The sequence below is a fragment of the Capnocytophaga granulosa ATCC 51502 genome (assembly GCF_000411115.1).
In the GTDB taxonomy this organism is placed as follows: Bacteria; Bacteroidota; Bacteroidia; order Flavobacteriales; family Flavobacteriaceae; genus Capnocytophaga; species Capnocytophaga granulosa.
In genome coordinates this window covers 405,255-430,158 of the sequence record NZ_KE150253.1, presented here as the reverse complement: position 1 = coordinate 430,158, position 24,904 = coordinate 405,255, and the positions used below count along the sequence as shown (strand labels likewise).

21 protein-coding genes and 2 tRNA genes are annotated in these 24,904 nt (G+C 39.0%); 15 read left to right on the top strand and 8 right to left on the bottom strand.

The window, feature by feature from the left end:
- Nucleotides 1-98: 98 nt before the first annotated feature.
- From HMPREF9331_RS07000 to HMPREF9331_RS06980, 5 genes are all read left to right on the top strand, one after another.
- A complete protein-coding gene (locus HMPREF9331_RS07000; protein ID WP_016420298.1) occupies nucleotides 99-800 on the top strand; it encodes a DNA alkylation repair protein in 702 nt (233 codons plus the stop codon).
- Entirely contained in the window at nucleotides 797-1,471 is a 675-nt protein-coding gene (locus tag HMPREF9331_RS12610; protein ID WP_016420297.1) for a hypothetical protein, read from the top strand. The genes HMPREF9331_RS07000 and HMPREF9331_RS12610 overlap by 4 nt, the downstream gene beginning before the upstream one ends.
- Before the next feature lie 62 nt (nucleotides 1,472-1,533).
- Nucleotides 1,534-1,974 (top strand): hypothetical protein, encoded by a 441-nt coding sequence (locus tag HMPREF9331_RS06990; protein WP_016420296.1) that lies wholly within the window; start codon nucleotides 1,534-1,536, stop codon nucleotides 1,972-1,974.
- 47 nt (nucleotides 1,975-2,021) lie between these two features.
- Nucleotides 2,022-2,222 carry a hypothetical protein gene (locus HMPREF9331_RS06985; RefSeq protein ID WP_016420295.1) on the top strand — a complete coding sequence of 67 codons (201 nt, stop codon included), beginning with the start codon at nucleotides 2,022-2,024 and terminating at the stop codon, nucleotides 2,220-2,222.
- On the top strand, nucleotides 2,219-2,635 hold the full coding sequence (locus HMPREF9331_RS06980; RefSeq protein WP_016420294.1) for a type II toxin-antitoxin system VapC family toxin: 417 nt from the start codon (nucleotides 2,219-2,221) through the stop codon (nucleotides 2,633-2,635). The genes HMPREF9331_RS06985 and HMPREF9331_RS06980 overlap by 4 nt, the downstream gene beginning before the upstream one ends.
- A gap of 22 nt (nucleotides 2,636-2,657) precedes the next feature.
- Here the strand turns inward: HMPREF9331_RS06980 and HMPREF9331_RS06975 are convergent, their stop codons facing one another.
- Entirely contained in the window at nucleotides 2,658-3,035 is a 378-nt protein-coding gene (locus HMPREF9331_RS06975; RefSeq protein ID WP_016420293.1) for a helix-turn-helix domain-containing protein, read from the bottom strand.
- A 133-nt stretch (nucleotides 3,036-3,168) separates the two neighbouring features.
- Here HMPREF9331_RS06975 and HMPREF9331_RS06970 point away from each other — a divergent pair, with 133 nt between their 5' ends.
- From HMPREF9331_RS06970 to HMPREF9331_RS06925, 10 genes are all read left to right on the top strand, one after another.
- Nucleotides 3,169-3,744 carry a TerD family protein gene (locus HMPREF9331_RS06970; RefSeq protein ID WP_016420292.1) on the top strand — a complete coding sequence of 192 codons (576 nt, stop codon included), beginning with the start codon at nucleotides 3,169-3,171 and terminating at the stop codon, nucleotides 3,742-3,744.
- A 9-nt stretch (nucleotides 3,745-3,753) separates the two neighbouring features.
- A complete protein-coding gene (locus tag HMPREF9331_RS06965; RefSeq protein WP_016420291.1) occupies nucleotides 3,754-4,308 on the top strand; it encodes a TerD family protein in 555 nt (184 codons plus the stop codon).
- A gap of 13 nt (nucleotides 4,309-4,321) precedes the next feature.
- Nucleotides 4,322-4,981 (top strand): TerD family protein, encoded by a 660-nt coding sequence (locus HMPREF9331_RS06960; RefSeq protein WP_016420290.1) that lies wholly within the window; start codon nucleotides 4,322-4,324, stop codon nucleotides 4,979-4,981.
- A gap of 10 nt (nucleotides 4,982-4,991) precedes the next feature.
- Entirely contained in the window at nucleotides 4,992-5,630 is a 639-nt protein-coding gene (locus HMPREF9331_RS06955) for a vWA domain-containing protein (protein WP_016420289.1), read from the top strand.
- Between the two features lie 3 nt (nucleotides 5,631-5,633).
- Nucleotides 5,634-6,272, top strand: coding sequence for a vWA domain-containing protein (locus tag HMPREF9331_RS06950; RefSeq protein ID WP_016420288.1), 639 nt, complete (start codon nucleotides 5,634-5,636; stop codon nucleotides 6,270-6,272).
- A 12-nt stretch (nucleotides 6,273-6,284) separates the two neighbouring features.
- On the top strand, nucleotides 6,285-7,328 hold the full coding sequence (locus HMPREF9331_RS06945; protein ID WP_016420287.1) for a TerY-C metal binding domain-containing protein: 1,044 nt from the start codon (nucleotides 6,285-6,287) through the stop codon (nucleotides 7,326-7,328).
- Nucleotides 7,328-8,710, top strand: coding sequence for a PP2C family serine/threonine-protein phosphatase (locus HMPREF9331_RS06940; protein WP_016420286.1), 1,383 nt, complete (start codon nucleotides 7,328-7,330; stop codon nucleotides 8,708-8,710). Before HMPREF9331_RS06945 ends, HMPREF9331_RS06940 begins: the two co-directional genes overlap by 1 nt.
- Nucleotides 8,711-8,712: 2 nt before the next feature.
- The gene (locus HMPREF9331_RS06935; RefSeq protein WP_016420285.1) at nucleotides 8,713-10,221 is read left to right on the top strand and encodes a helix-hairpin-helix domain-containing protein; all 1,509 of its coding nucleotides are present in this window, start codon (nucleotides 8,713-8,715) and stop codon (nucleotides 10,219-10,221) included.
- A gap of 50 nt (nucleotides 10,222-10,271) precedes the next feature.
- Entirely contained in the window at nucleotides 10,272-12,998 is a 2,727-nt protein-coding gene (locus tag HMPREF9331_RS06930) for a calcium-translocating P-type ATPase, PMCA-type (RefSeq protein WP_016420284.1), read from the top strand.
- Nucleotides 12,999-13,123: 125 nt separating this feature from the next.
- Nucleotides 13,124-13,195: transfer RNA gene (locus tag HMPREF9331_RS06925), tRNA-Arg, on the top strand.
- Nucleotides 13,196-13,582: 387 nt separating this feature from the next.
- Here the strand turns inward: HMPREF9331_RS06925 and HMPREF9331_RS06915 are convergent.
- The 7 genes from HMPREF9331_RS06915 to HMPREF9331_RS06885 form a co-directional block, all read right to left on the bottom strand.
- Nucleotides 13,583-14,698 (bottom strand): glycoside hydrolase family 6 protein, encoded by a 1,116-nt coding sequence (locus HMPREF9331_RS06915; protein ID WP_016420283.1) that lies wholly within the window; start codon nucleotides 14,696-14,698, stop codon nucleotides 13,583-13,585.
- Nucleotides 14,699-14,719: 21 nt separating this feature from the next.
- A complete protein-coding gene (locus HMPREF9331_RS06910; protein ID WP_016420282.1) occupies nucleotides 14,720-15,424 on the bottom strand; it encodes a slipin family protein in 705 nt (234 codons plus the stop codon).
- Nucleotides 15,425-15,894: 470 nt separating this feature from the next.
- Nucleotides 15,895-16,128 carry an AAA family ATPase gene (locus HMPREF9331_RS06905; protein WP_009642177.1) on the bottom strand — a complete coding sequence of 78 codons (234 nt, stop codon included), beginning with the start codon at nucleotides 16,126-16,128 and terminating at the stop codon, nucleotides 15,895-15,897.
- Between the two features lie 97 nt (nucleotides 16,129-16,225).
- Nucleotides 16,226-17,779, bottom strand: a complete 1,554-nt coding sequence (locus HMPREF9331_RS06900) for an RNA-dependent DNA polymerase (protein ID WP_016420281.1) — start codon at nucleotides 17,777-17,779, stop codon at nucleotides 16,226-16,228.
- A gap of 481 nt (nucleotides 17,780-18,260) precedes the next feature.
- Entirely contained in the window at nucleotides 18,261-21,113 is a 2,853-nt protein-coding gene (gene carB, locus HMPREF9331_RS06895) for a carbamoyl-phosphate synthase large subunit (RefSeq protein WP_016420280.1), read from the bottom strand.
- Nucleotides 21,114-21,311: 198 nt separating this feature from the next.
- Nucleotides 21,312-21,384 (bottom strand) — tRNA-Gly (locus HMPREF9331_RS06890).
- Between the two features lie 80 nt (nucleotides 21,385-21,464).
- Nucleotides 21,465-24,767 carry a glycosyltransferase family 117 protein gene (locus HMPREF9331_RS06885; protein ID WP_016420279.1) on the bottom strand — a complete coding sequence of 1,101 codons (3,303 nt, stop codon included), beginning with the start codon at nucleotides 24,765-24,767 and terminating at the stop codon, nucleotides 21,465-21,467.
- Nucleotides 24,768-24,904 lie beyond the last annotated feature (137 nt).

The following is a 24,904-nucleotide window of genomic DNA, read 5'->3' as shown; positions in this document are numbered from 1 at the left end:
CTACTGATCAAAGGGCAAATGTACGAAATTAATAGAGAATTACGACGAAAAACTGTTATTTTTTTGTACCTTTGTCTTCTCTAACAAACCGTCCTTTCATGCCACAAGACAGCTGCTTTACCTCCTTGCTATTTGCCTTGCAAGATGTCCCCTATGGCGATTTTACCCATAAGCTCATCCCTACCCTCTCCCGTGAGCGTATCATCGGGGTACGCCTGCCTGCACTACGCAAAGAGGCCAAGAACCTCGCTAAGCAACAGCCCGAAGCCGTAGCGCTGTTCCTCAACTCACTTCCCCACTACTACCATGAGGAAAACCTATTACATGGCTTTCTTATAGAACAAGTCAAAGCCTTCGACCAGGCCATCGCCTATACCGAAGCCTTTCTACCCTATATAGACAATTGGGCGGTGTGTGATACCTTTTCTCCTAAGCTCTTTCTAAAGCATCCCAAAGAGACCTATACCCATATCCTCCAGTGGCTCAAAAGCTCACAGCCCTACACCATTCGCTATGGCATAGGGCTGCTGTTGTCCAATTATTTAGATGACTACTTTGAGAGCGAAATGCTCTCCCTTGTCGCCAGTATCCAGTCAGACGAATATTATGTCAATATGATGATTGCTTGGTATTTGGCCACTGCCTTGGCCAAGCAGTACGAAGCGACCCTGCCCCTTATCCAAAGCCAAACCCTCTCCCCCTTTGTCCAGAACAAAACCATCCAAAAAGCCCGCGAAAGCAGGAGGATAAGCGAGGAGGTGAAGGATTTTTTACTTCAATATAAACTCCCCACCTTATGAATCTCTGGCATATGCAACTACACCCCACGAGGGCTACTACTTGGACAGCCGAAGACACCCGCCATATCGTCGCCACAGGCTATATAGGTTGCTCGGGGAAGGCAGTACAAACCTTTGGCAAACTCCTTGTAGGTGATTTGGTATTGGTACGCTATGGGGCGCAAGTAGTAGCCTTGGCAGCAGTGGAGGATACACCTCGCTTGTTGCGGGATTATGAAAAGCACCCCTTACACTGGTTCACCCATGGCTGTCGGGTAAAGCCGCTTGCCTACTATGACAACCTAAAAATAGGCGGTCGTGGCTGGTATCTGCCCACTACACTCCAACAGATAAAACCTGAGAATGAAGTAGCTTACGCCTTTGTAAAGAACTTATGGGAAAAGACAGACAGTCGTCTGCTCTTTTCTGTAGATTTCAACGAACTAATGGCGCATGATTTAGTACTGTTTTCTCAAAAAGATGAGCGAGAAAATGTATGTGGAGAGCCTATACCCTTGTATGAGGGGCTGAGGGTAAATATCTATATGGACGACGGAGACGACAAGGGTAACCGTGATGACCTCATTGCCAGTGGCTATGTAACAGCAAACAAAACAGGACACTATCCCTATGTGAAATGGTGTTGCCAAATAGATGAAAAAGGTATTCGCAGTGAATCTGAAATGAAATAAGAATCATTTGCTATTATATTTCCTGAAAAAGTTGTATATTTGCCCCACAAATACTTACAAATATGCAGTATACTATTGACATAGATCCTATTATTTTCCAGAAAGCACAGCTCTATGCGCAGGAAAAAGGCATAGACTTCAACAAATACGTGGAAAAACAGCTTACCCCTTCTCGTGCTCAAGGCACGAAGAAAACCCTTGTAGCGCTCTTAGGGGTTATCGTAGGGATATTAGCTTTATTTGTTTTTGTAGCCTCTCTATTGCCTTTCTTAGGAGAAATAGCTTTTGTAGGAGGGGCTGTAGTCATTTTATTATCGGGAGTAGGGCTATATTTTGCTTTTATCTATGGCTTAGCTAAGGGAATACTTATTCTTTCTCTATTGGCTTCTGTAGCTGCCACAGGGATTTCTATCAAAAAATTTATTGACTATAACCAGAACAATACTTCTGAGAATCATCATAGTGAATCTAGTCATGGACACTGGTGGGGTGATGATGATTAAAATCGTATATTTGCACCCATATTACTAACCACTAAAAACTGACAATCATGCAATACACTATAGACATAGATCCTGTTATAGTTGAAAAGGCACAAAACTATACTAACGAAAAAAGAGAAAAAGGTGACTTTGACAAAGCTTTAGATGCTCTTATAGGAGTTCTTTCTGAAGAGGTTTTTGAAAAAAAAGATACTGATAAAGAAGATTTTACAGATGTTATTTTAGAAAAATACTATTCATTAGGATGAAAAAAATATTTGTAGATACTAATATTCTATTAGATTTACTCTTCCAGCGAAGAGGTTTTTTCTTAGATGCAAAAAGATTATTCAACTATAGTAAAAGTAGAAATATAGATATTTTTATTTCTGCTATATCTATTAACACCATCTATTATCTGCTCCAAAAGAAATTTACTAAAGAACATTCTAAACATTTATTAGAATATATTTATGACATTACAGATATTCTTCCTTTTGACGAGAATATCATCTTCTTAGCTCATCAATCCTCTTTCAAGGATTTAGAAGACGCTTTTCAATATTTTACCGCCAAAGAACACCATATCCCCTTGCTCATCACTCGCAATCTCAAAGACTTTGCTGTAGAAGACCTCTCTGTACTCTCTCCCCAACAGTTCTTAGAAATCATGGCAAAATAAATCAAGTCCCCTATAAGCTGTGCTACGATAAGATTTTACTCTTTAGAAACTCTACTTCTTTCTGTAACTGAAGAATAAGTTCATCTTTAGCCCTAATGAGTTGTTCTGTTATTTCCTTATTTTCCTGATAAAAATGCTCTATTTTTTGTTGATAGACTGTATCATTATGATAATTATTCTGCACCATACGTTCGTCATCAATATCCAACAATTCACTCAGAGGCATTTCCAAAATGACTGATATTTGAAAAAGTCGCTCTACAGATAATTTTGTCTCCCCTATCTCCAATTTTCGATATGCAGGTACGGAAAGATGTAGTTCTTCCGCCATATTCTCATAGGAATATCCTTTCCTTAATCTCCCTTGCACAATTTTGTTAATTACTTTTTCTATTTCCATAATACCTAAGGTTAATTTTCCGACCGCAAAAGTATAAAAAAATAACGAAAAAGTAAAAATTATATCAGAAAAGTTTACTCAACAAACTGTTAAATGTTTTAACTTTGTACTTTAAAAATCAAATAAAATTTTTATGGCTATTAATTTACAAAAAGGTCAGAAAATCGATATAGGTTTACAAAGTATGACCATTGGTTTAGGTTGGGATCCTAATGAAGGAACAGGATATGATTTTGACTTGGATGCCTCTGCTTTTATGATTGATAACAGAAGGCTGATGCCTGCAGAAGCTTTCTTTGTCTTTTATAACAACACAGATTCTCCTGATGGCGCTTTACATCATACCGGAGATGATCCTACAGGAGGAAATAGTGAAGAAGGGGATGATGAAAGTATTGAAATTGATCTATCTAAGGTAGACAATCGTATTCAAGAAATTCTCTTTGTTGTCACTATTCATGAAGCACAAGCTCGTAAACAAAATTATGGACAAGTACGCAATTCTTATATACGTATTGTAGATAACACTACTGGGCAAGAAGTCGCTAAGTATGAATTAGGAGAGGATTTTTCCATAGAAACCGCTGTAGAATTCGGCCGTTTATACAAACACAATGGCAAATGGAAATTCGAAGCTTCAGGTATTGGTTATAAAGAAGATTTAGCTTTCTTCTTGTCTAAATATTATAAAGGACAGATTATTAAATAATCCAAAACTATGGCTATAAACTTACAAAAAGGACAAAGAGAGAGTATCAAAGCTCCCAAATTTACTATAGGATTAGGCTGGGATACCAACAGCAACTCTACAGGAAGTGAGTTTGACTTAGATGCCTCTGCTTTTATCTTAGGTGAAAATAAAAAAATTCTTTCAGATAAGCATTTTATTTTCTATAATAATTTAAAATCTCCTAATGAAGCTGTTATACATACAGGGGATAATCGTACTGGAGATGGTGAAGGTGATGATGAACAAATTATCGTTGACCTATCAAAGATTGAAAGTCAAGCCTGCGAAATATGTATTGTTGTTACAATCCATGAAGCTGATACACGCGGACAAAATTTTGGACAAGTGCGTAACTCTTTTATACGAATCTTTAGTACTGATAGTGGTGAAGAGTTATTAAAATACGAACTTGAAGAAGATTTTTCTATAGAAACTGCTGTAGAATTTGGCCGTATTTACAAACACAATGGAGAATGGAAATTTGAAGCCGTAGGTATGGGTATGAAAGGAGGATTACAAGATTATTTAAATAAATATAACTAAAAACAAATTAGATATGGCTATTAATTTACAAAAAGGTCAAAAAATAGACCTAAGAAAAGATACAGGAGAAAGATTACAGAGTTTTTGTGTCGGAGCCAATTGGGGAGCTATTGAAAATAAATCCCTGTTTGGTTTGATAAAAAATACTAAAAATGTAGATTTAGATCTCAGCTGTATAGTTATTGATGAAAATAATAATTTTTGTGACCATCTATACTCCCCCTTATATAGTGAGAGTGTTCTTCGCAATCTTGGATTTCCTAAGGGTAAACTAACTACTCTTGATGGTGCTCTCCATCATACAGGTGATGATTTAGAGGGAGATAAAGGAGGAGATGATGAACTTGATAATGAAATTATCACTGTAGATCTTAATAAAGTAGCTAAGAAAGTTTCTAAAATCTTTTTCTTTCTTAATAATGTAGGAAGTGAAGATTTTTCACAAATCCCTTATGCTAAGATACGTATGTTTGAAGGAACTCCTGATCGAGTAAGATCTGTATTTGCTTCATATAATGTGTCTGCTGAACCCTCTTTTGCTGGGAAAAGAGCTCTTATTCTAGGAAAACTTTATAAAAGAAATGATGAATGGAAATTTGATGCAATTGGTGATCCTACCGATGATAAATTTTTTACACAAACTATCCAACGTATATTAAGAAACTATTTATAAATTTATAAAAATGAGACGATTACCTGTTTATTTATTGTTAGATACATCAGGCTCCATGTCTGGTGAACCTATTGAAGCTGTAAAAAATGGAGTACATATGATGATCCATTCATTACGCCAAAATCCACAAGCTATTGAGACAGCTTTTGTAAGTATTATTACTTTTGATTCTGATGCTCAACAGATTATACCACTTACTGATTTAGCATCCTTTCAAATGGTTGATATAAAGGCTAGTGGTATGACGTCCTTAGGGGCAGCACTTAATCTATTAGCAGACAAGCTTGAAAATGAAGTAACTAGGACTACTCTTGAACAAAAAGGAGATTGGAAACCCATTGTCTTTATCATGACTGATGGAGTCCCTACCGATGATTGGCAATCTGGTTTAAATAAACTAAAATCAGTAAACAAAGGACTAGTGGTAGGTTGTGCCGCAGGAAATGGAGCTGATGATCAAGTCTTAAAACAAATATCTGACTCCGTTGTACGTCTTAATAATACAGATGCTGAGAGTATTGCCAAATTCTTCCAATGGGTATCTGCTTCTATTGCTACCTCTTCCACTAAAGTAGAAGAAACTGGCATAGACCTTACTAAAAAAGACCAATTACCACCTCCACCAAGTGAACTAGTCATTATTGCTTAACCAATGAATAGACGATTATTAGCATACTTCTTACTAGACACATCTGGTTCAATGAGTGGTGAGCCTATACAAGCCTTAAATAACGGCTTTTATGGGCTCATCAACATGCTTAGAACTGACCCTCAGGCCATGGATTCCCTATACATAAGTGTCATTACTTTTGATAGAGAAGTACATAACCTAATCCCTTTAGTTGATTTAGCCTCTTTTCAACCTATAGAGATCATATGTCCTGAAAGTGGCCCCACTCATACAGGAGAAGCTTTGAAAATGCTTTGTGAATTAGTTAACAAAGAACTTGTCAAAGGTTCTACTAATCAAAAAGGAGACTGGAAACCATTACTATTTATATTTACCGACGGGAAACCTTCTGATATTCAAAAATATAGAGAATATATCCCTAAGGTAAAGGCTTTAGATTTTGGCGTCATAGTAGGTTGTGCTGCCGGCCCTAAAGCAGAGATATCTTATTTACAAGAACTTACTAATGATGTAGTAAAATTGGATACTACTGATGCCAATATGCTTACCTCTTTTTTTAAATGGGTTAGCTCTTCTATTGAAATGGGAGGAAAATCTCAAGGAACAGGACAAGCTATGCCGCTGCCTCCACCTCCCCCCGAATTAAATCTAATTGTTTAAAAATCCAAAAACATGAGACGATTACCTGTTTATTTCTTAATAGACGTTTCTGAGTCAATGATTGGGGAACCTATTGAACAGATAGAAGTAGGTATAGGAACTATTATCAAAGAACTCAAAACAGACCCTTTTGCTTTAGAGACTGTTTGGATTTCAATTATTGGTTTTGCTGGTAAAAGTAAAGTAATTACTCCCTTACAAGATATCATCTCGTTCTATCCTCCTAAAATACCTATCGGAAGTGGTACTTCTTTATCAAAAGGATTAGATACACTTATGAATACTATTGATAAAGAGGTTACTAAAACAACTCTAGAGCGTAAAGGGGATTGGAAACCTCTTATATTCCTTCTTACAGATGGAGTTCCTACAGATGATACTTCTAATGCTTTCAAGCGTTGGAATGATCATTATCGAAAGAATAATAATTTGATTATCATCTCCATAGGTAATAATACAAATTATAATCTCATGGGACAACTTTCCGAAAATGTACTTCAATTTAATAATTCGGACTCCAATTCATATAAAGAATTTTTTAAATGGATATCAACATCTATAAAAACAACTAGTGAACAAATAAACCATACAAACAGAGAGGGAATTAATATTATTAAAACAGTTGATGATACTATAGAAACTATAGATTTAAATAAAAAACATGAGATACCCGATGAAAATTTTGTCGTTGTATGTGGAAAATGCACTAATACAGACAAACTATATCTTATCAAGTTCAAAAAAAATTTAAAAAATTCTGTTTTTCATGGTATGAAAACGATTATATATACCATAGAAGGCACTTATAAGATAGATGAAAAAACTTATAAAGAATTCTCAGAGAGAACTAATTATAATTTAAAAATATCAGCTGAAGCACTTATAGGAAATCCATCTTGTCCTTGTTGTGGAAATAATTACGCATTAGCTACTTGTTCTTGTGGAGGAGTACATTGTATATCTGGAGAAGGTGAAAATACTTGTCCTTGGTGTAATACTACAGCTTATTATGGAGCAACAGACGAAGATTTTAATATTAATCGAACTTTAGGATAATGGAAGAAATCATAAAAATAATGTTAAAAAAAGAAAATGAGAAACATGGTAAGATCTTTGATAAAGTACTTTCCATACTCACAAATTCAGAAAAGATCAAGGATAGTTTTGACCTTTTTAGTGAACAAGTAAAAGAAAAATATAATATAAACTATGAAATAGAATCTTTTCAGGAAAAGCATTTTCCTATAACAAATGCTAATGCTAAAAAAGATTATTCTTTTACCTTTGATTTACAAGAATTTCCCAATATAAAAATCACAAAAATAGATAATATTGAGGTCTTTAATTTATCTTTTGATGACCAAAGCAATACTATTACTGGAAAACCTTTAGTTGCTGCAACTACTCAATTAAATATCTATTTTTATTGTACAACTGATGATACTAAAACAATATACAGAAAGACTATCCCTTTTATAATCAATGCTGATCCTAAGGATTTATGGCAAAATATGCCTTTCCCTAAAGATTCTCTTTTCTATAAAGAAGATGAAGTTTCCTATTCAGGAACTTTCCTAGATAAGAAAATTGTCATCGCTTCTAAAAGAGGACGTTCTCATGCTCACCAAGGAAGCTCTCGAGATGATGATTTCTACACTATAAAACTCCCTAATGAATGGGAGACTATAGCCGTTGCAGATGGTGCAGGCTCTGCTAAGTTTGCTAGGAAAGGTTCTGAAGAGGCTACTAAGTATATTTGTAATAGCTTCAATGATGAAATTTTTATATCCTCTATTGATAAACTTGTTATAAAATACTTCTCCGAAGAACTTACACAAGAAGAATTATTGAAATGTAAAAATGATCTTATAAACACTATCTATCCTAAAGTTAAAGACCTATTGTACAAACACCTAAAAGAAATCTCTGAGAACGAAAATATTACAATTAAAGATCTAAATACCACCCTCATATTTGCTTTGTCCAAAAAATTCCCCTTCGGATATGTTCTCCTGACTTTCGGAGTCGGAGATTGTCCTATCTGTATTCTTGATAAAGATGAAAATAAAGTAGAACTATTAAATATACTAGATATTGGAGAATTTGGGGGAGGAACTCGCTTTGTTACTATGCCTGAGATATATTCTAATGAGACTAGTATACCCATAGGAAAAAGATTTGGCTTATTTAAGTTTGAAGACTTTTCAAAACTATTTTTAATGACTGATGGTATCTATGATCCTAAATTCATTGTTGAAAATAATCTCACACGAATGGATAAATGGAAAGATTTTTTAAGTGATCTGAATGGGCAAAATGAAGATTGTACAAAAGTTGATTTCCTAAATGATGAGAATATAGCCGAACAATTGCTCCATTGGTTAGATTTTTGGAGCAAAGGAAATTCAGATGATAGAACTTTAGCTATAATTTATTAAGTATGAAGACCATAAAAGTATATTCTACTATAGATAATTCAAAAAGTTACGAATACATAGATGATGGTAATCCCAAGCAGGGCGGTGTCAAAGATGTATATTTTTCTCCTGATCGTAAGTATGTTGTTGCTTTCTTTAGAGACCCTTTAGATTTTAATCAGAAGGAACGTATCAAACGTATTGTGTTCCTATATCTAGAAAATATAAAAAAAGGGAACGCTCCGGACTATTTTCTTAATGATATTTTTCGTTGGCCTTACGATGCCGTCGAAAAGGATGGTAAAATAGGGGTCATAGTTCCCATTTATGATAAAAAATTTTTCTTTACAAAAGGACGCGCTTCCGATGATGGACTGAAAGGTGAGGAAAAAAAAGGAAAATGGTACACTACTCCTTCCTTTCGCAATACTAAATACCCTCTTTGCTTAGACAAATCTGAGCTAGGAGACTGGCTAAGTTATTTCCAAATAGCTATCAATATATGTAGAGGTGTAAAAAAAATGCACCAGATGGGTCTCGCTCATTCTGATCTATCTTACAACAATATATTAATAGACCCTGTCACTAAATCTGCTAATATTATTGATTTAGATGGTCTAGTAGTCCCCGGACTTTTCCCTCCAGAAGTGTATGGAACCCCTGATTTCATCGCTCCTGAAGTACTCAAAACAATGCACTTGGATTTCAAGGATAAGAATAAAAATCTCCCTAATCAAAGGACTGATTTACACGCCTTAGCCGTACTAATATACATGTATTTATTTAGGAGACATCCTCTCAAAGGTAGTAAAGTTTGGGATTTAGATCCTCTCAAAGATGACCGCTTATCTATGGGTGAAAAAGCAGTCTTTATTGAGGATCCTAACAATCCTATTAATAGAGTAAAACCTGAGCAACTCCGTAAGTGGGATATTTTTTGGGGTGATCCAGCTAAGCTCCCCTACACTATAGCAGGTCCCTACCTAGCAGATCTTTTCAAAAGAGCTTTCGTTGATGGACTACATAATCCTATGCTCCGCCCTATTGCTAACGAATGGGAAACAGCCCTTTTGAAAACCGTTGATTTAATACAACCTTGCAATAATCCTAATTGTAGTGAAAAATGGTATGTATTTGATAACACAACGCGCCCTAAATGCCCTTTTTGTGGAACACCTCATAAGGGAAGCCTGCCTATTGCAGATCTATATTATAATTCAGGTAAAAATATTTGGAAACCTGAAAACCATAGAATTATGATATATCATAATCAGTATCTCTTCAAATGGCATGTGTCTCGAAAAGTATTAAGAAATGAAAACCTTACTGCTGAAGATAAGAAGCCTGTAGGATATTTTACCATTCATCAGAATAAATGGGTCCTTGTCAATCTATCACTAAAGAATATGAAAGATGTCTCTCTTAACAAAGAAATTCCCATAAACACTATGGTTGAGCTAACCCACGAAAAGAAAATTATGCTTAATGACGAAGAAGGTAGCCGATTATTATATATCACACTTTTGAATTAATTTTTTTTATCACTAAAAAGATATAACTTTGCACTCTCAAAATGAATACTATGTCTGAAAAACATCACTACAAAGGGCTTACTGATGCCCAAGTTGTTGAAAGTCGCCAAAAATATGGCGAAAACACCTTCACTGCTGTGGAGGGCGAACCACTCTGGAAACAGTTCTTAGAAAAATTTACCGACCCTATCATCATCATCTTATTGGTAGCTTTGGTCTTTTCTTTTGGCGTTTCTTTCTACGAATATACGGTACATGATACTGGTATCCACGCTTTCTTGGAACCTGTGGGTATCCTCTTTGCAATCCTCTTGGCCACTGGTGTCGCCTTCTACTTTGAGCAAAAAGCTAACAAACAATTTGAAATTCTCAATCAGGTCAATGACGATATTTACTACAAGGTCATTCGCAATGAGCGTATTACCCAAGTGCTAAAGAAGGATATTGTCGTAGGGGATATTGTGATTATTGAGACAGGTGAGGAAGTGCCTGCCGACGGGGAGTTGCTTGAGGCGGTATCCCTACACCTGAACGAATCCACCCTTACAGGAGAACCCCTCGTCCACAAGAGTACCAACCCTGAGGACTTCGAGGCGGAAGCTACCTACCCTACCAACTATGTATGCCGAGGCACTTCCGTGGCCGACGGACATGGTATCTTTGAGGTAAAGAAAGTGGGGGATGCTACCGAATACGGCAAAGTGTTTGAGGGCGTACAGATTGATGATTCTGTAAAGACCCCTCTCAATGAGCAGTTAGACAATCTGGCCGACCTGATTACCAAAGTAAGCTATGGGATTGCTGCCCTTGTGATTGTTGGGCGATTGATTGTTTATTTTGCCGATCCGACCCAAAACTTAGACAATCTTGACTGGGTATCTTTCGGGGGTTATCTGCTTAATACAGTAATGATTGCCATTACAGTGGTAGTGGTAGCCGTTCCTGAAGGGCTGCCTATGAGTGTCACCCTAAGCTTGGCCTATAGTATGCGTAGTATGATGGCTACCAACAACCTCGTACGCAAGATGCATGCTTGTGAGACCATGGGGGCTACCACGGTGATTTGTACTGACAAAACAGGTACGCTTACCCAAAACCAAATGACTATCTACGAGACGTACTTTAACCAGTTGGCAGATAGTTCCTTAGCCGACCGACTCATTGCTGAATCTATGTCGGTCAACTCCACTGCTTACCTTGACTTCTCCGATAAGGACAAACCGAGTGTGTTGGGCAACCCTACCGAAGGGGCGCTCCTGCTCTGGCTCTATAGCAAGGGTACCAATTACCTGCCTATACGTGAGCAAAGTGAAGTATTACAACAACTTACCTTCTCCACCGAACGCAAATATATGGCGACCCTTATCTATTCGCCTAACTTGAAAAAGAATATCCTATACGTAAAAGGAGCACCTGAGATTGTAATGACTTTCTGTCAGTCTAGTGGAAAACTAAATTCCGCTATCTCCCAAGCCGATTTTGAGGCGAAGCTACTCCAATACCAAAACCAAGCCATGCGTACCATTGGCTTTGCTTACAAGGAAATAGACGATCCTAAAGCTATTATCTCTGAAAATGGTAAATTGGTAGTCAAAGACCTACAGTTCATCGGTATTACTGCCATTTCTGACCCTGTTCGCCCTGATGTGCCTGCGGCTATTGAGGAATGTATGCAGGCGGGTATTCAGGTGAAGATTGTAACAGGTGACACCCCTGGTACTGCCAAGGAGATTGCCCGACAGATACGTCTGTGGGACGAGAGCTGTACCGACCGTAACCATATCACTGGGGTTGAGTTTGCCGCTATGAGCGATGCCGACCTCTTGGAGCGTGTAGGTGACCTTAGGGTAATTTCTCGTGCACGTCCGCTGGACAAGGCTCGTTTGGTGAATCTGCTCCAGCAGAAGGGCGAAGTAGTAGCTGTAACAGGCGATGGTACCAACGATGCCCCTGCGCTTAAGGCTGCTCAGGTAGGCCTTTCCATGGGTGATGGTACCTCCGTAGCCAAAGAAGCCAGCGATATTACCATCTTGGACAACTCCTTCAGTAGTATCGGAAAGGCGGTTATGTGGGGGCGTTCGCTCTACCTGAACATTCAGCGCTTTATCCTCTTCCAGATGACGATCAACGTAGCCGCTTGTATCATTGTGCTTATTGGGGCTTTCTTAGGGGTAGAATCACCCTTGACCGTCACTCAAATGCTATGGGTGAATCTTATCATGGATACTTTTGCTGCCTTGGCCTTGGCTTCCTTGCCACCGAGCCATAGCGTAATGCATGACAAGCCACGTCCACGCAAGGCAAATATAATTAGCCGCCCTATGGCCAAAGGAATTTTTGGGGTAGGAGGGTTCTTTGTACTCTTGCTCTTTGGATTTATCCAATACTTTAAGAATGAAGATATTACCACCCTTGCACAATTCTCTTTAGGGGATTACTTCAGTCATTTCTTCCATTTTGGAGCACCCAAGGGAAGCCTATCCCCTTATGAACTTTCGTTGTTCTTCTCCATTTTCGTACTGTTACAGTTCTGGAATATGTTCAATGCCAAGGCTTACCGTACTGGCAAGAGTGCTTTCCATAACATAGGCAAGTGCCAAGGCTTCTTGATGATAGCCGTGGCCATTATCTTAGGTCAGATTTTCATCACCTCTTTTGGGGGAGAGATGTTTAGCGTTACTCCTCTCAAATTAGTAGATTGGGCAATCATCATTGCAGCAACTAGTGTGGTACTATGGATAGGAGAAATCCGCAGAGCCGTAGGCAAGAGGCAGTAGTCTGTAGTCAGTCTAACCACTAATAACTACCCTCTAAACAATTAACAATCAATCATTAACAATTAACAATTGACAATTAACAATTAACAATTGTTTTTCGTATCTTTGCAACCTCATAATTGAGGGGTCTCATAGTTCAACGGATAGAATAGAAGTTTCCTAAACTTTTGATCCAAGTTCGATTCTTGGTGAGACCACTTTTAAAAAAACTATCTTGACTTAACCTCAAGATAGTTTTATTTTTTCTCCAAACTAATCTTACACAAAATAAAATTAATAGATATTGCCAATAAAACACCTATAGGAAGCGATAACAATGCTATAGAAAGAGCTGCACTGATATAAAAAGATGACATATATCTTTGTACAAGGTAAAATAACTCTTGATAAGCATAGCAAATACCCCATACTATAGGAAAACGCATAGGAGCACGAGTAAGTTCCTCTTCGCCATAAAGAAAAAATCCTATGAAAAAGACAATCAATACGGACAATAGCACGCCCATAAGGTAAAATAGCCTAAAATCCTTAAGTAACTTACAGCTCATCTGTGTGTGATAAATGATTATTATATCCTAATAGATTTACTTAAGAGACTCTGGTACTTCCAAGATCTCTATACTCCCTACTCTTATAGCATTTTCAACCAAGTGCTTTGTATATTCAGGATAAGGTTGTCCTGCTGCAGGTGCCCCCATATGGCATTCCCCATCAGAGCCGCCGCCTCCATTGATCCACAGATAGGCATCGGCATGAGCGCCTGTAGTTCGGGTAGTACTGCGTGGCCCCAAAGCGGCATTGAAGTTGTTACAAGAGTTATAGGGTGCATTTGCATTCTGGTGCTTAGGTCGGTTAATGCCACTGCGCCCTGTATCTATCACATAATGCATGTCCTTAAATCCTTTGCCTGCCAAGTAAGCGACAAACTTCTCCGCTCCTTCCTGTTCCTCAAGCGTTCCTCCCAACCCTGATACATTTAGAGCAAAACCACGCATATATTGTAAGCCTCCGTCTATAATCGCTTGGGCGATCGCTTCGGGGTGATTTGTCGTCAGTACTGCATTGCCTGCATGGATATAGGTAACTACATTGGGATTGTTTTTCTGTAAGGTTTGCCCCACATAGGAGAGCATTTCAGCTCGTTCGTTATAGGCCTGAGTACCCTTTTTATGTCCGCAATAATTAATAGCATCAGGCTCTACAATCACCACTGCACGGCGTTGCCCAATGATTGCGCTCACCCTATCTATCCATACCTTATAGGAGGCCGCGGTAGGGTGTCCTCCCTTAGAGAAAGAGCCACAATCACGATTAGGAATCCCATAAAGCACTACAATAGGCGTCTTTTGTGCCTTTTCCGCCCCCTCTACAAAGTTTTTCAGCCAGCCTTCATTCTTCTCTTTGGTAGGGCTAACTCCATCATACCAACCTCCACAAGGCGTACCATATACTTGGTAATAGAGCTTTTTAAGTTCCGCATTGCGTTCGTTCTTTACCACACTAAGGCGAGAGGGTTCCAAGTAGAAATCCCAATCGTAAGCCGCTGGCTTTTGAGTGGGAGCAGGCGGAGGAACCACGGGCGGAGAGGGGGGCACAACTGGAGGAGTAGGTGTCTGTGTAGTGGAGCCTTTGTTATCTCCTGATTTTTCGCAGGCTACCACAAGCCCTAGAAAAGCTACAAAAAATAGTGATTTATACATAGTTTTTAAATTTATAGGCTTCTATACTTTCTTCATGGGCACTTCCCCTATTACAAAGGTATGTTTGCCCTTGTCGGCTATCTTGGTGATCGTCTCTAAATATTGGAAAAACTTGATATTCTCATCGCCTTTCATCAGTTCCGAAGCATTCTTGAGTGCTCTGGCGGTAGCCACGGCGGTACGTGCATTTTCAAGTTCGGAAGTAGCACGTATTTTGCTTTCCAAAACACGTGAGAAAAGATCTTGCACACTCTTAGGGAAAGTAATATCTATCAGCTGTGCTTTTATGATCTTGAGTCCCAAAGCGCCTACTTCATGGCAAAAATCGGCTTCTTTGAAGTCAGTAATATCATTTCGGCATTCGTTTAGCTTTTCACTGGTAAAGGCTGATATCTTCTGGCGTAGCAGCACTTGTGCGGCCGCTGCTATTTGTTGTTCAGCTACCGAAAAATTACTCTCTTCTACACCAAAATTATCGGTGAATAGCTTGGCATTGTCCAATTTGTAAAGCAAGTAAAACGAAAAGCGCAAAGCAATATTATCAGCCGTGAGTACCTCCTGATTGACGACCCTTACACTTCTGAGCTTCTGTGATAGAGATATGATATATACTTTCTCCCACGGACTAAACTTATAGATGCCCGCAGGTAGTTCCCTCTGAAAAATATTCTTCTTAAATAGTAGCCCTACACAACCTGGCGCTACCTCTAATTCTTTATAAAACATATAGATACAATTGATGATTCGTAAAATAAGAAAGAGAAGACCTCTAATGAGCGGGAAAGCTTGATTGAGCCTTTCAAAGAGCGAAAGGCGGTATCCTCAGCCTTGCAAACGCTCCTTAGAGTGAGCCGTAGCTCTGTCTTATCTTTCTTCCCAAATAAATAAATGATTTTTTTGGAGTCATCTTCCCCTTTTGTTGTCCGCAATACCTTATTTTGATAGGAAGACGATGTATATAATAAGTGGCGGTTTGTTTTCCTCTGCAAATATACAATTAAAAACCAAAAAGACAATCCCCTATAAGTGGTTTTTCCCTATACCCCCAGCAGCCCGTAAGCCATAAGGCTAAGAGTATAAGTGTGATGAATAGAATGGGTTTTATCATAAGAATAGGTTTTTATTGTTTTAAATAGCGAATAAGGTTTTGGGTAAGGCTCCCTTTGCTCATTCCTGCAAAAATAAGCTCATCACCCTTATACATTGTTAGTTGCTTGGTCTCTCTTTCCTCGGAAAAGCATCTTATCCTCTCCCCCTTTCAGCGCAATATATTCCCTTAGGCTACGGTTATACAGCCTATTGAGCAACTCAAAAAACGATATAAAATTACTCTTCCCACTCCCATTAGCCCCAATAAGGATATTGATAGGAGAGAGATCTAACTGTATGTTTTTAAAGGTTTTATAACCTGTTAGGTGAAGGTAGTTCATAGTAGGTAATTAGTTTAATCCAGATTCCAATATAGATCATTCATCACTTCAGGATCATCAGTTCCTGCGGCTTTAGAAAGTCCAAAATATAATATTCTTAGTGAAGAACTCTCTTTAAAGCAGGTTTGTGGCAATTTTTAAGTAATTTATTGATATTTTTCCAGTGCTTTTTTATTTGATTACTAATCTTATTATTAGTCATCCTACTTATAGCCTTCTTTGCATAAGTTATATAGTTCCCATAATTATATGTATCATATTTATACAGTCTTTTTTCTACCTCATTCCATACTACTTTCCTATTTCTTTTAGCCCCTTTATAAGAGAATTTTTTTAAAATCCGCCTTTTAAAAATCGGTTCTTCATACTTATAAGAATAAGATTTTGCCCTACTTATGTGTCTTTTCATTTTTCTATAATATCCTGAAAGACTTGATTTTTTTAATCTTATATTTTCTCCATCAAATTCAAAACCTAAATAAGTTAGATTCTTATTCCTATTAATAGTATTCTCAAAAACTTGTGCGGATGTCAATTTATCTTTCTCTCTCTTAAATTCAAATACTTGAGTTTTTGCTCTCTGTATCTCTAATTTATACTTTGTAATCTCTTCCATTACAAAATGACAAACCTCTTCTCTGTATTCATTAGGACAAACAACAATAATATCATCTGAATATCTTTTATAATGTCCTCCTATTTTTTGTATGTAACTATTAATATCCTTATCAAAATCTACTAAATAGATATTTGCTAAAGTAGCACTAATGGGAGAACCTTGTGGAATCCCAAATGTTCTTGGTATAATCTGATCCCCTTTTTTAATAGTTTTAAAAGGATGAACTAATTTATGCTTAACCTCAAGAAACTCTTTTTTTTCACAGAAAGCTATTGCATTTTGATTCCTTAAGAATTTTATCCTACTAATCTTCTTTCTTTTAACTGGCTGCTGTATCCCGTTAGCTGCTATTTTTTGAGTGAGAATTTTATCTTGAAAAAAACTAAAAATATCCACTAAATCTACATAACTGAAACGCGTAATATTTTTATATACATTAAAATGATCCATAGGTAATCTTTCCACAGAAAGAATCTTTTCCCATTTCTCTCTTAATATTTTATGATCCAAGTTATCAAAAAAACTAGTAATATCAAAAGCTATCACATAGAAAAAATCCTTAGGATATTTCTTTATTAAATCAAAAACATCATTTGCTATCTCGATATTAGATTTATTAGAGCTATTAGGGTTCTTTTCATCAATTGGGATACTCCTATAAGCACAAACAACATCATTTAATTTATATTTCTTTATAAGTTGCTCATATTTATCAGACAATTGATGCGAATAATAGCTAAAAATAAGAGAATCTAAATGGCTTGCATAGAAAAGTTCTCTTTTTTTCTGACCTTTTACTCTTTGTATTTTATTAGTCCCTTCCCCCTTTATAGGATTTCCTTCCTTATCATATTCCTTTCGAAACTTACGAACTAATGATGTTTTATGAATAAAAGGCAAGAATGAATGTTTAGCTATATTCTTAGGACTAAGTATATAAGACATTACCCTTTTTTTATCTTTAATAGAAATAGGTCTTCCTATATGAGGATATTTTTTTAACTTAAACCAATCTTTCTTCGCTTTTTTCATACTTTCTTTATAAAAAGAGTAGTGAAATCCAAATGCGGAGCCGTGCTTTTTAAGAAGATAACACTATCTTCATAGAACCATGTATGCTAATACGATATACTAACCAATTAAAATCGATCAATATATCACTCCGTCTTCTATTTGGGTAGAAAAATATTAATGCTATATTTGCACATTCGTACTAAACCTAACATTATGAAAGTTATCCTTCTTATGCTTAAGATATTAATCTTAGCTGGACTTGCTCAAAGTAGAATTATTTCTCTCGAGATTTGTCCCTATGAAATGACATTTCCCTTATAGTTTTTCATATAAGGCTATAGGATTTCTCCTAACCAAGAAACACATAGTTCGGCTATTTCACTACTCTTATTTTTACATCTTCAAATCATATTCTAAATCCCTCCGCAAATATACAAAAAATACTTTGCCAAAGTCAAGATTTTAGCAAAGTATTTTTATCAATATGTAAGCCTTGCGACTATTTACTCAAGTACATCTTCCTCCTTGTATAAATATCATAGAAAGCATCATCTTTAAGGCTATCTATAAACAAAATGCTTTCACCAGTGGATTTCATCTCTGGGCCGAGCTTCTTATCTACATTCGGGAATTTGTTGAACGAGAACACAGGTTGCTTGATAGCAAAGCCCTCCAAGTGTGGGTGAAAATGGAAGTCAGAGAGCTTCTTCTCGCCCAACATGATCTTAGTGGCATAATTCACATACGGCTCCTTATAGGCCTTGGAGATAAACGGTACCGTACGCGAAGCACGTGGATTGGCCTCTATGATATACACTACATCGTCTTTTACGGCAAACTGTACATTGATAAGCCCTACAGTGTTGAGTGCCAAGGCTATCTTCTGGGTGTGGTCTTTGATCTGTTGGATCACAAACTCACCCAAGTTGAACGGCGGTAAGGTCGCGTTACTATCGCCTGAGTGGATACCACAAGGCTCTATATGCTCCATGATACCAATGATATACACATTCTCGCCATCACATATCGCATCGGCTTCGGCTTCTATGGCGCCGTCCAAATAGTGATCAAGTAGGAGCTTGTTATTAGGTATCTTACGCAAAAGATCTACCACATGGGCTTCCAGCTCTTCCTTGTTGATAACAATCTTCATACCCTGCCCGCCCAATACATAGGAAGGACGCACCAATAGCGGAAAGTCTAATTCGTCTGAGAGCTTCAGTGCCTCATCAGCCGTTTCAGCTACACCAAAGCGTGGGTAAGGAATGTTGTTCTCTTTCAACAAGGTAGAGAAACTTCCTCTGTCCTCTGCCAAATCCAAGGATTGGAAGCTGGTACCTATGATTTTGATACCATATTTGTCCAATTTCTCGGCCAATTTCAATGCGGTTTGTCCACCGAGCTGTACGATGACCCCTTCAGGCTTCTCATGCTGGATAATATCGTAGATATACTCCCAGAACACAGGCTCAAAATAGAGCTTGTCAGCGGTATCAAAGTCTGTAGATACCGTCTCTGGGTTACAGTTGATCATAATGGTCTCATAACCACATTCTTCCGCTGCCAATACCCCATGTACGCAGCAGTAGTCAAACTCAATCCCTTGCCCTATACGGTTAGGCCCTGAACCAAGTACGACCACCTTCTTGCGGTCAGTAACCACACTATCATTGGCTACGTATTCCTTGCCGTCAGCAGTGCGGATAGGCGCCTCGAAGGTAGAATAATAGTAAGGAGTTTGCGCCTTGAACTCGGCTGCACAAGTATCAACCAATTTGAATACGCGGCGTATATTCAGCTCCTCACGTTTCTTATGTACCTCACTCTCCCAGCAACCAAGCATATAGGCGATTTGTCGGTCGGCAAAGCCTTTTTGCTTGGCTTCAAAAAGGAGTTCTTTAGGTAGGGTATCTATTTTGTAGCGCGATATTTCTTTCTCAAGGGCACAGAGCTCCTCGTATTGTTTGAGGAACCACATATCTATCTTGGTGATTTCATGAATACGGCTCAGCGGAATACCCATCTGTACTGCATCGTATATCACAAATACCCTATCCCAGCTAGGGTAAGTAAGTTTTTCAATGATTTGTTCGTAGTTCTTCTCTCCTTTGCCATCGGCTCCCAAACCATTACGCTTGATTTCGAGCGATTGGGTAGCTTTCTGTAAGGCCTCTTGGAACGAACGTCCTATACCCATGACCTCCCCTACTGACTTCATTTGTAGGCCAATAGTACGGTCAGAGCCTTCAAACTTATCAAAGTTCCATCGTGGTATCTTCACAATCACATAGTCCAACGTAGGCTCAAAGAAAGCAGAAGTGGATTTGGTGATTTGGTTTTGCAATTCGTCCAAATGATAGCCAATAGCCAATTTGGTCGCTATCTTAGCAATAGGATAACCTGTAGCCTTAGACGCCAAGGCGGACGAACGCGATACACGTGGATTGATTTCAATAGCGATGATATCTTCTTTCTCATCGGGAGATACGGCAAACTGTACGTTGCAACCACCTGCAAAATCACCTATGCTGCGCATCATCTTGATAGCCATATCACGCATACGCTGGAAAGTGCGATCGGAAAGGGTCATCGCAGGAGCTACCGTGATAGAGTCACCCGTATGGATACCCATCGGATCCATGTTTTCTATGGTACAGATAATAGCTACATTGTCATTCCTATCGCGCAGCAGTTCCAGTTCGTATTCCTTCCAGCCCAAAAGTGCCTTATCAATAAGCACCTCATGGATAGGGGACGCTTCCAAACCGCGATTAAGGAGCATGTCAAAGTCCTCTTTCTTATAGACGATAGAGGCACCCGTACCGCCCAAGGTAAAGGACGGACGTATTACGAGCGGAAAACCAAAGCGTTGGGCAATTTCTTTCCCCTTGAGGAAGGACATTGCCGTTTCTGAAGGCGCCATTGGGATTCCTATCTCGTCAAGTAACACGCGGAATTTCTCACGGTCTTCGGTGATTTGGATCGCATCAATATCCACCCCAATGATTTCCACTCCGAAGTCCTTCCAGATTCCTTTTTCGTCTGCCTCTATACAGAGGTTAAGGGCAGTCTGTCCGCCCATAGTAGGCAGAACGGCATCTATTTCGGGGTGAGCCTTGAGGATTTCCACCAATGATTTAGTGGTAAGGGGTTTGAGATAGACCACATCCGCCATGGAAGGGTCGGTCATAATCGTAGCAGGGTTGGAGTTGATCAGTACGGTTTTGATACCGTCTTCGCGCAAGGAGCGCAACGATTGCGAGCCTGAGTAGTCAAACTCACAGGCTTGCCCGATGATAATAGGTCCTGACCCTATAAGCAGAACACAATGTAGGTCGTTTCTTTTTGGCATTTGTTAAGTGCTTTTTATGAAAAAACAGCTATATCTTTCAGACGAAAAATATAGCTATTGTATTATTAAAAAAGAATATCCCCTCGTATCTCTTATGAGTACTGCTTAAAGGATAAGGGTGTGTCTTAGGGGTGATATTCTTTAGAGCATCCATTTGATAATTAACAATTTACAATTGATAATTGACAATTAAAAAAGAGCGAAAAACGGGTCTCGAACCCGCGACCTCAACCTTGGGAAGGTTGCGCTCTACCAACTGAGCTATTTTCGCTTACCTTTTACGCTGCAAAGGTACTAATTATTTTTTGAATAGAAGCCTCTTTTGTTTAAAATCTTATTTCTCTCGACTTACTACTTTGCTTGAGTAGCTGTATCCGAAGCAGAAGTGGCGGCTTGTGGTACTTCCTCCTTGGGCTGCTCTGAGGCTTCCTCTTCATCGGTAGCAAAACCATAAGACCTGCCCAATTCCTTCAAGCGGTTGATATACTTCTTATAGGTAGCCGATTCCTTCTTATAGAAAGCCTCATCCTCCATAATAGGAATGAGCAGTGCCTGATAGCGCCTTAGATCATAAGCTATCTCATCAGAAAGCCTGATAAAGTTGATTTCTGAGAAAGTAAGATAATACTCAATCTTCTCTTGGTATTTCTTGGCTACTTCAAGGAATAGCTTGCGGGCTTTCTCTGGCTCCTTCACCGCATAATAGCCTGATATAAATGGCTCTAAGGTAAAGTAATACCCTAAGTTACCCACAGGAATACGCGTGGTAGCTATATCTATAACATCCTTAGCCTTGTCTTGTTTGTCTTCTGCCAAAAGGGTCTCTGTAAGGCGAGCAAGATTGCCACGGAAGACGATACTGTTGCGGCGAGTTTCTGGATCATGGTATATATTCGGATCGTCCATATTACCCCAGTCAAAGCTCTTTACGATCTTATACATCAGGTCGGCATCTATACGTCCCATATCATAAGGGTTGTCCTTATCAATAGGGGTTTTGATAGGTACCAATTTGTAGGCCATACCATCGAGCTGTAAGTAATCACGCATCCATATATATTCCTCATCACTATAGCTACCCCCTGTAAAGTAGATCGGACGCTTCCAATCGTTGTTGGCCAAAATATCAAGCATCAGCAGGCGGTTCTTACCCATACCTACCGAAGGGAGCTTGATGTCTATATAATCCACAATCTTATCGGCATCTTCAGGTTTTACAATACCACTCTTAAGGACATTTTCTTTATTGACAGGAATACGGATTCTATTGGTCGGATAGCTGGCATAGACAAGGTCAGGCGCCTCACCATTGCGATCAACAACCTTCTTTGTCTTAGGATCATCACTTCCCACCCATGCCATAAAGTCTGCTATAGGCCATATCTTATCGGTTCTCTGATCAAAATAGATTACATCCCGCACTCCGTAAGCATATTGTCTATGTACCAGCTGGGACGGAATCGGCTCACTGGTATATGCCTTGTGCTTCATCTGGTCTATATACCAATCGGTTCCCAAAAGGGAAGTGTTAATCACCCTCACATCGGTGCGATAATGCTCCACCTCCTGCATATACCACATTCCAAAGGTATCATTGTCCCCTATGGAGAAGATCATTGCTCCGTTGTCCTTGGAAACGGAATCCAAATAACTCTTACCCAAGGCACGTGCTGTATAGCGGTTGGAGCGGTCATGGTCGTCCCAGTTCTCTGCCAGCATACGGGCAGGAACCACAAGCAAGCAGAGCGATACTACCGCAGGTGCCATGCCCTTGAAGGATATTTTCTCTTCCAAAAGGGAATAAAGGGCATATACCCCCATTCCTATCCAAATGGCAAAGGTAAAGAACGAACCTACCAAGGCATAATCTCTCTCTCGTGGCTCAAAAGGTCGCTCATTAAGATACACCTTTAGTGCCAAACCTGTAAAGAGGAAAAGCACAAAGACCACCCACCACTGGCGTTTGCTAGAAGTAAACTGAAAGAACAAGCCTACCAAGCCCAGTAACAGCGGCAAAAAGAAATAGGTATTACGCCCACGGTTATTTAGGGCATCGGAAGGGAGGTGATCCTGCGGATAGCCTGTATGCCACTCATCTATAAAGGAAATCCCTGAAATCCAGTTGCCATGATTATTGCTAATTTTCCCTTGTATATCGTCCTGACGACCCACAAAGTTCCATAACAGATAGCGCAAATACATATAATTAAACTGATAGGAGAACATAAAGCTCAGATTGTCCCAAAAAGATGGTTTCTCTACAATAAATACCCCTTGATAGCGACGAAGCAGCTGCGCATATTGCTCATAATCTCCTGCATATAGGACTGCCTGAAGTTGTCGGCTGAGTTGTTCTACCTTTTCATTTCCTATATATTCAGGGCTGATTCTATACTTTAGCGGACTGGTCAGGCTCATATAGTTGGCCGCATGCTCACCACTCCACATACGGGGCAATAGTCCTATATGGTCAGGGTGTGGCGCATCCAAAGCATCTTTGTAGTTATTTACTATAATATATTTGTGTGTCTTGTAATCGCGCTCATACTTAGGCTTTTCATCTATATAACCCTCAGGAATGGCAAAGCTGTCTGAGTACATAGGCCCTTTGAAGAGGTATGTTTTCTGGTATTGCTCCAAGTTGTAGTAAGCCAAGAGCAAGCGTGCATCGGTAGGGCTGTTCTCATTGATGACCGTACCTGCATTGGCTCGTATGGGGATCATCAGCCAAGAGGAAAAGCCTACGAAAACAAAGAGCAGACAGAGGGTTGCGGTTTGTAACAAGCGTTTTTGGTGTTTTTGTGCTTTCCATAAGGTAAAAGCAAAAGCTCCTATAATCCATACTCCTGTAAAGATAGTACCCGAATTGAATGGCAAGCCCAACTGATTGACAAAATACACCTCTGTATGACCAAACAAAGCCAAGGTATAAGGTAGTATCAGCTTGAAAATCAAGAGCAATATGGAAATAGAAATCACATTGGCCAAGATAAAGTTCCTGACATTCTTCTTAAAATGGGATTGGAAGAAATAGAGCATCCCTATGGCTGGAATGGTAAGCAGCGCCATAAAGTGTACCCCAAAGGAGAGTCCCACTACAAGGGCAATGAGCAACAACCACTTATCTCCTCGTGGAGAATCAAGGTTATCTGTCCATTTAAGCCCCAGCCAGAACATGGCCGACATGAAAAGCATCGCCATAGCGTACACCTCCGCTTCGGTAGCATTGAACCAAAAGCTATCGGAGAAGGTATAAGCCAAAGCGCCCACTACCCCACTGCCATACAAAGCAATTACCTGTCCATTGGAAAGGGTCTCCTTCTGTGCAAGAGCAATCTTTTTGGCGAAATTGACAATGATAAAATATAGGAATAGTATGGTAAAGGCGCTGGAGAACACCGAGATGAAATTCACAAAAAGGGCAGTCTTCTCAGGCGAAGGTGAGAAAGAGGCAAAGAAAGCCCCCACCATCTGGAAAAAAGGTGCTCCAGGGGGGTGTCCCACTTCCAACTTAGCCGAGGTTGCTATGTATTCTCCACAGTCCCAGAAACTTACGGTAGGCTCTACCGAAAGCCCATAGGTAAGTAAGGCTATGAAGAATACCCCCCAGCCTATGATCAGATTATACTTATGAAAGTCCTTTTGTAAGTTCATTTTTATCTTTTTAGAAAAACGGAGCGAAGTTACACATTTTTATCTGATCTACCTAATAAAATAGAGAGAAAAATTTTTTTTATTTTTTTCACTCAACCTATTGCAGGTTTCAAAAAAAGTTGTACCTTTGCACCGCA

Coding starts and splice junctions, on each gene's coding strand:
- HMPREF9331_RS07000 (WP_016420298.1), top strand. CDS start 99: ATGCCACAAGACAGCTGCTTTACCTCCTTGCTATTTGCCTTGCAAGAT.
- HMPREF9331_RS12610 (WP_016420297.1), top strand. CDS start 797: ATGAATCTCTGGCATATGCAACTACACCCCACGAGGGCTACTACTTGG.
- HMPREF9331_RS06990 (WP_016420296.1), top strand. CDS start 1,534: ATGCAGTATACTATTGACATAGATCCTATTATTTTCCAGAAAGCACAG.
- HMPREF9331_RS06985 (WP_016420295.1), top strand. CDS start 2,022: ATGCAATACACTATAGACATAGATCCTGTTATAGTTGAAAAGGCACAA.
- HMPREF9331_RS06980 (WP_016420294.1), top strand. CDS start 2,219: ATGAAAAAAATATTTGTAGATACTAATATTCTATTAGATTTACTCTTC.
- HMPREF9331_RS06975 (WP_016420293.1), bottom strand. CDS start 3,035: ATGGAAATAGAAAAAGTAATTAACAAAATTGTGCAAGGGAGATTAAGG.
- HMPREF9331_RS06970 (WP_016420292.1), top strand. CDS start 3,169: ATGGCTATTAATTTACAAAAAGGTCAGAAAATCGATATAGGTTTACAA.
- HMPREF9331_RS06965 (WP_016420291.1), top strand. CDS start 3,754: ATGGCTATAAACTTACAAAAAGGACAAAGAGAGAGTATCAAAGCTCCC.
- HMPREF9331_RS06960 (WP_016420290.1), top strand. CDS start 4,322: ATGGCTATTAATTTACAAAAAGGTCAAAAAATAGACCTAAGAAAAGAT.
- HMPREF9331_RS06955 (WP_016420289.1), top strand. CDS start 4,992: ATGAGACGATTACCTGTTTATTTATTGTTAGATACATCAGGCTCCATG.
- HMPREF9331_RS06950 (WP_016420288.1), top strand. CDS start 5,634: ATGAATAGACGATTATTAGCATACTTCTTACTAGACACATCTGGTTCA.
- HMPREF9331_RS06945 (WP_016420287.1), top strand. CDS start 6,285: ATGAGACGATTACCTGTTTATTTCTTAATAGACGTTTCTGAGTCAATG.
- HMPREF9331_RS06940 (WP_016420286.1), top strand. CDS start 7,328: ATGGAAGAAATCATAAAAATAATGTTAAAAAAAGAAAATGAGAAACAT.
- HMPREF9331_RS06935 (WP_016420285.1), top strand. CDS start 8,713: ATGAAGACCATAAAAGTATATTCTACTATAGATAATTCAAAAAGTTAC.
- HMPREF9331_RS06930 (WP_016420284.1), top strand. CDS start 10,272: ATGTCTGAAAAACATCACTACAAAGGGCTTACTGATGCCCAAGTTGTT.
- HMPREF9331_RS06915 (WP_016420283.1), bottom strand. CDS start 14,698: ATGTATAAATCACTATTTTTTGTAGCTTTTCTAGGGCTTGTGGTAGCC.
- HMPREF9331_RS06910 (WP_016420282.1), bottom strand. CDS start 15,424: ATGTTTTATAAAGAATTAGAGGTAGCGCCAGGTTGTGTAGGGCTACTA.
- HMPREF9331_RS06905 (WP_009642177.1), bottom strand. CDS start 16,128: ATGAACTACCTTCACCTAACAGGTTATAAAACCTTTAAAAACATACAG.
- HMPREF9331_RS06900 (WP_016420281.1), bottom strand. CDS start 17,779: ATGAAAAAAGCGAAGAAAGATTGGTTTAAGTTAAAAAAATATCCTCAT.
- carB (WP_016420280.1), bottom strand. CDS start 21,113: ATGCCAAAAAGAAACGACCTACATTGTGTTCTGCTTATAGGGTCAGGA.
- HMPREF9331_RS06885 (WP_016420279.1), bottom strand. CDS start 24,767: ATGAACTTACAAAAGGACTTTCATAAGTATAATCTGATCATAGGCTGG.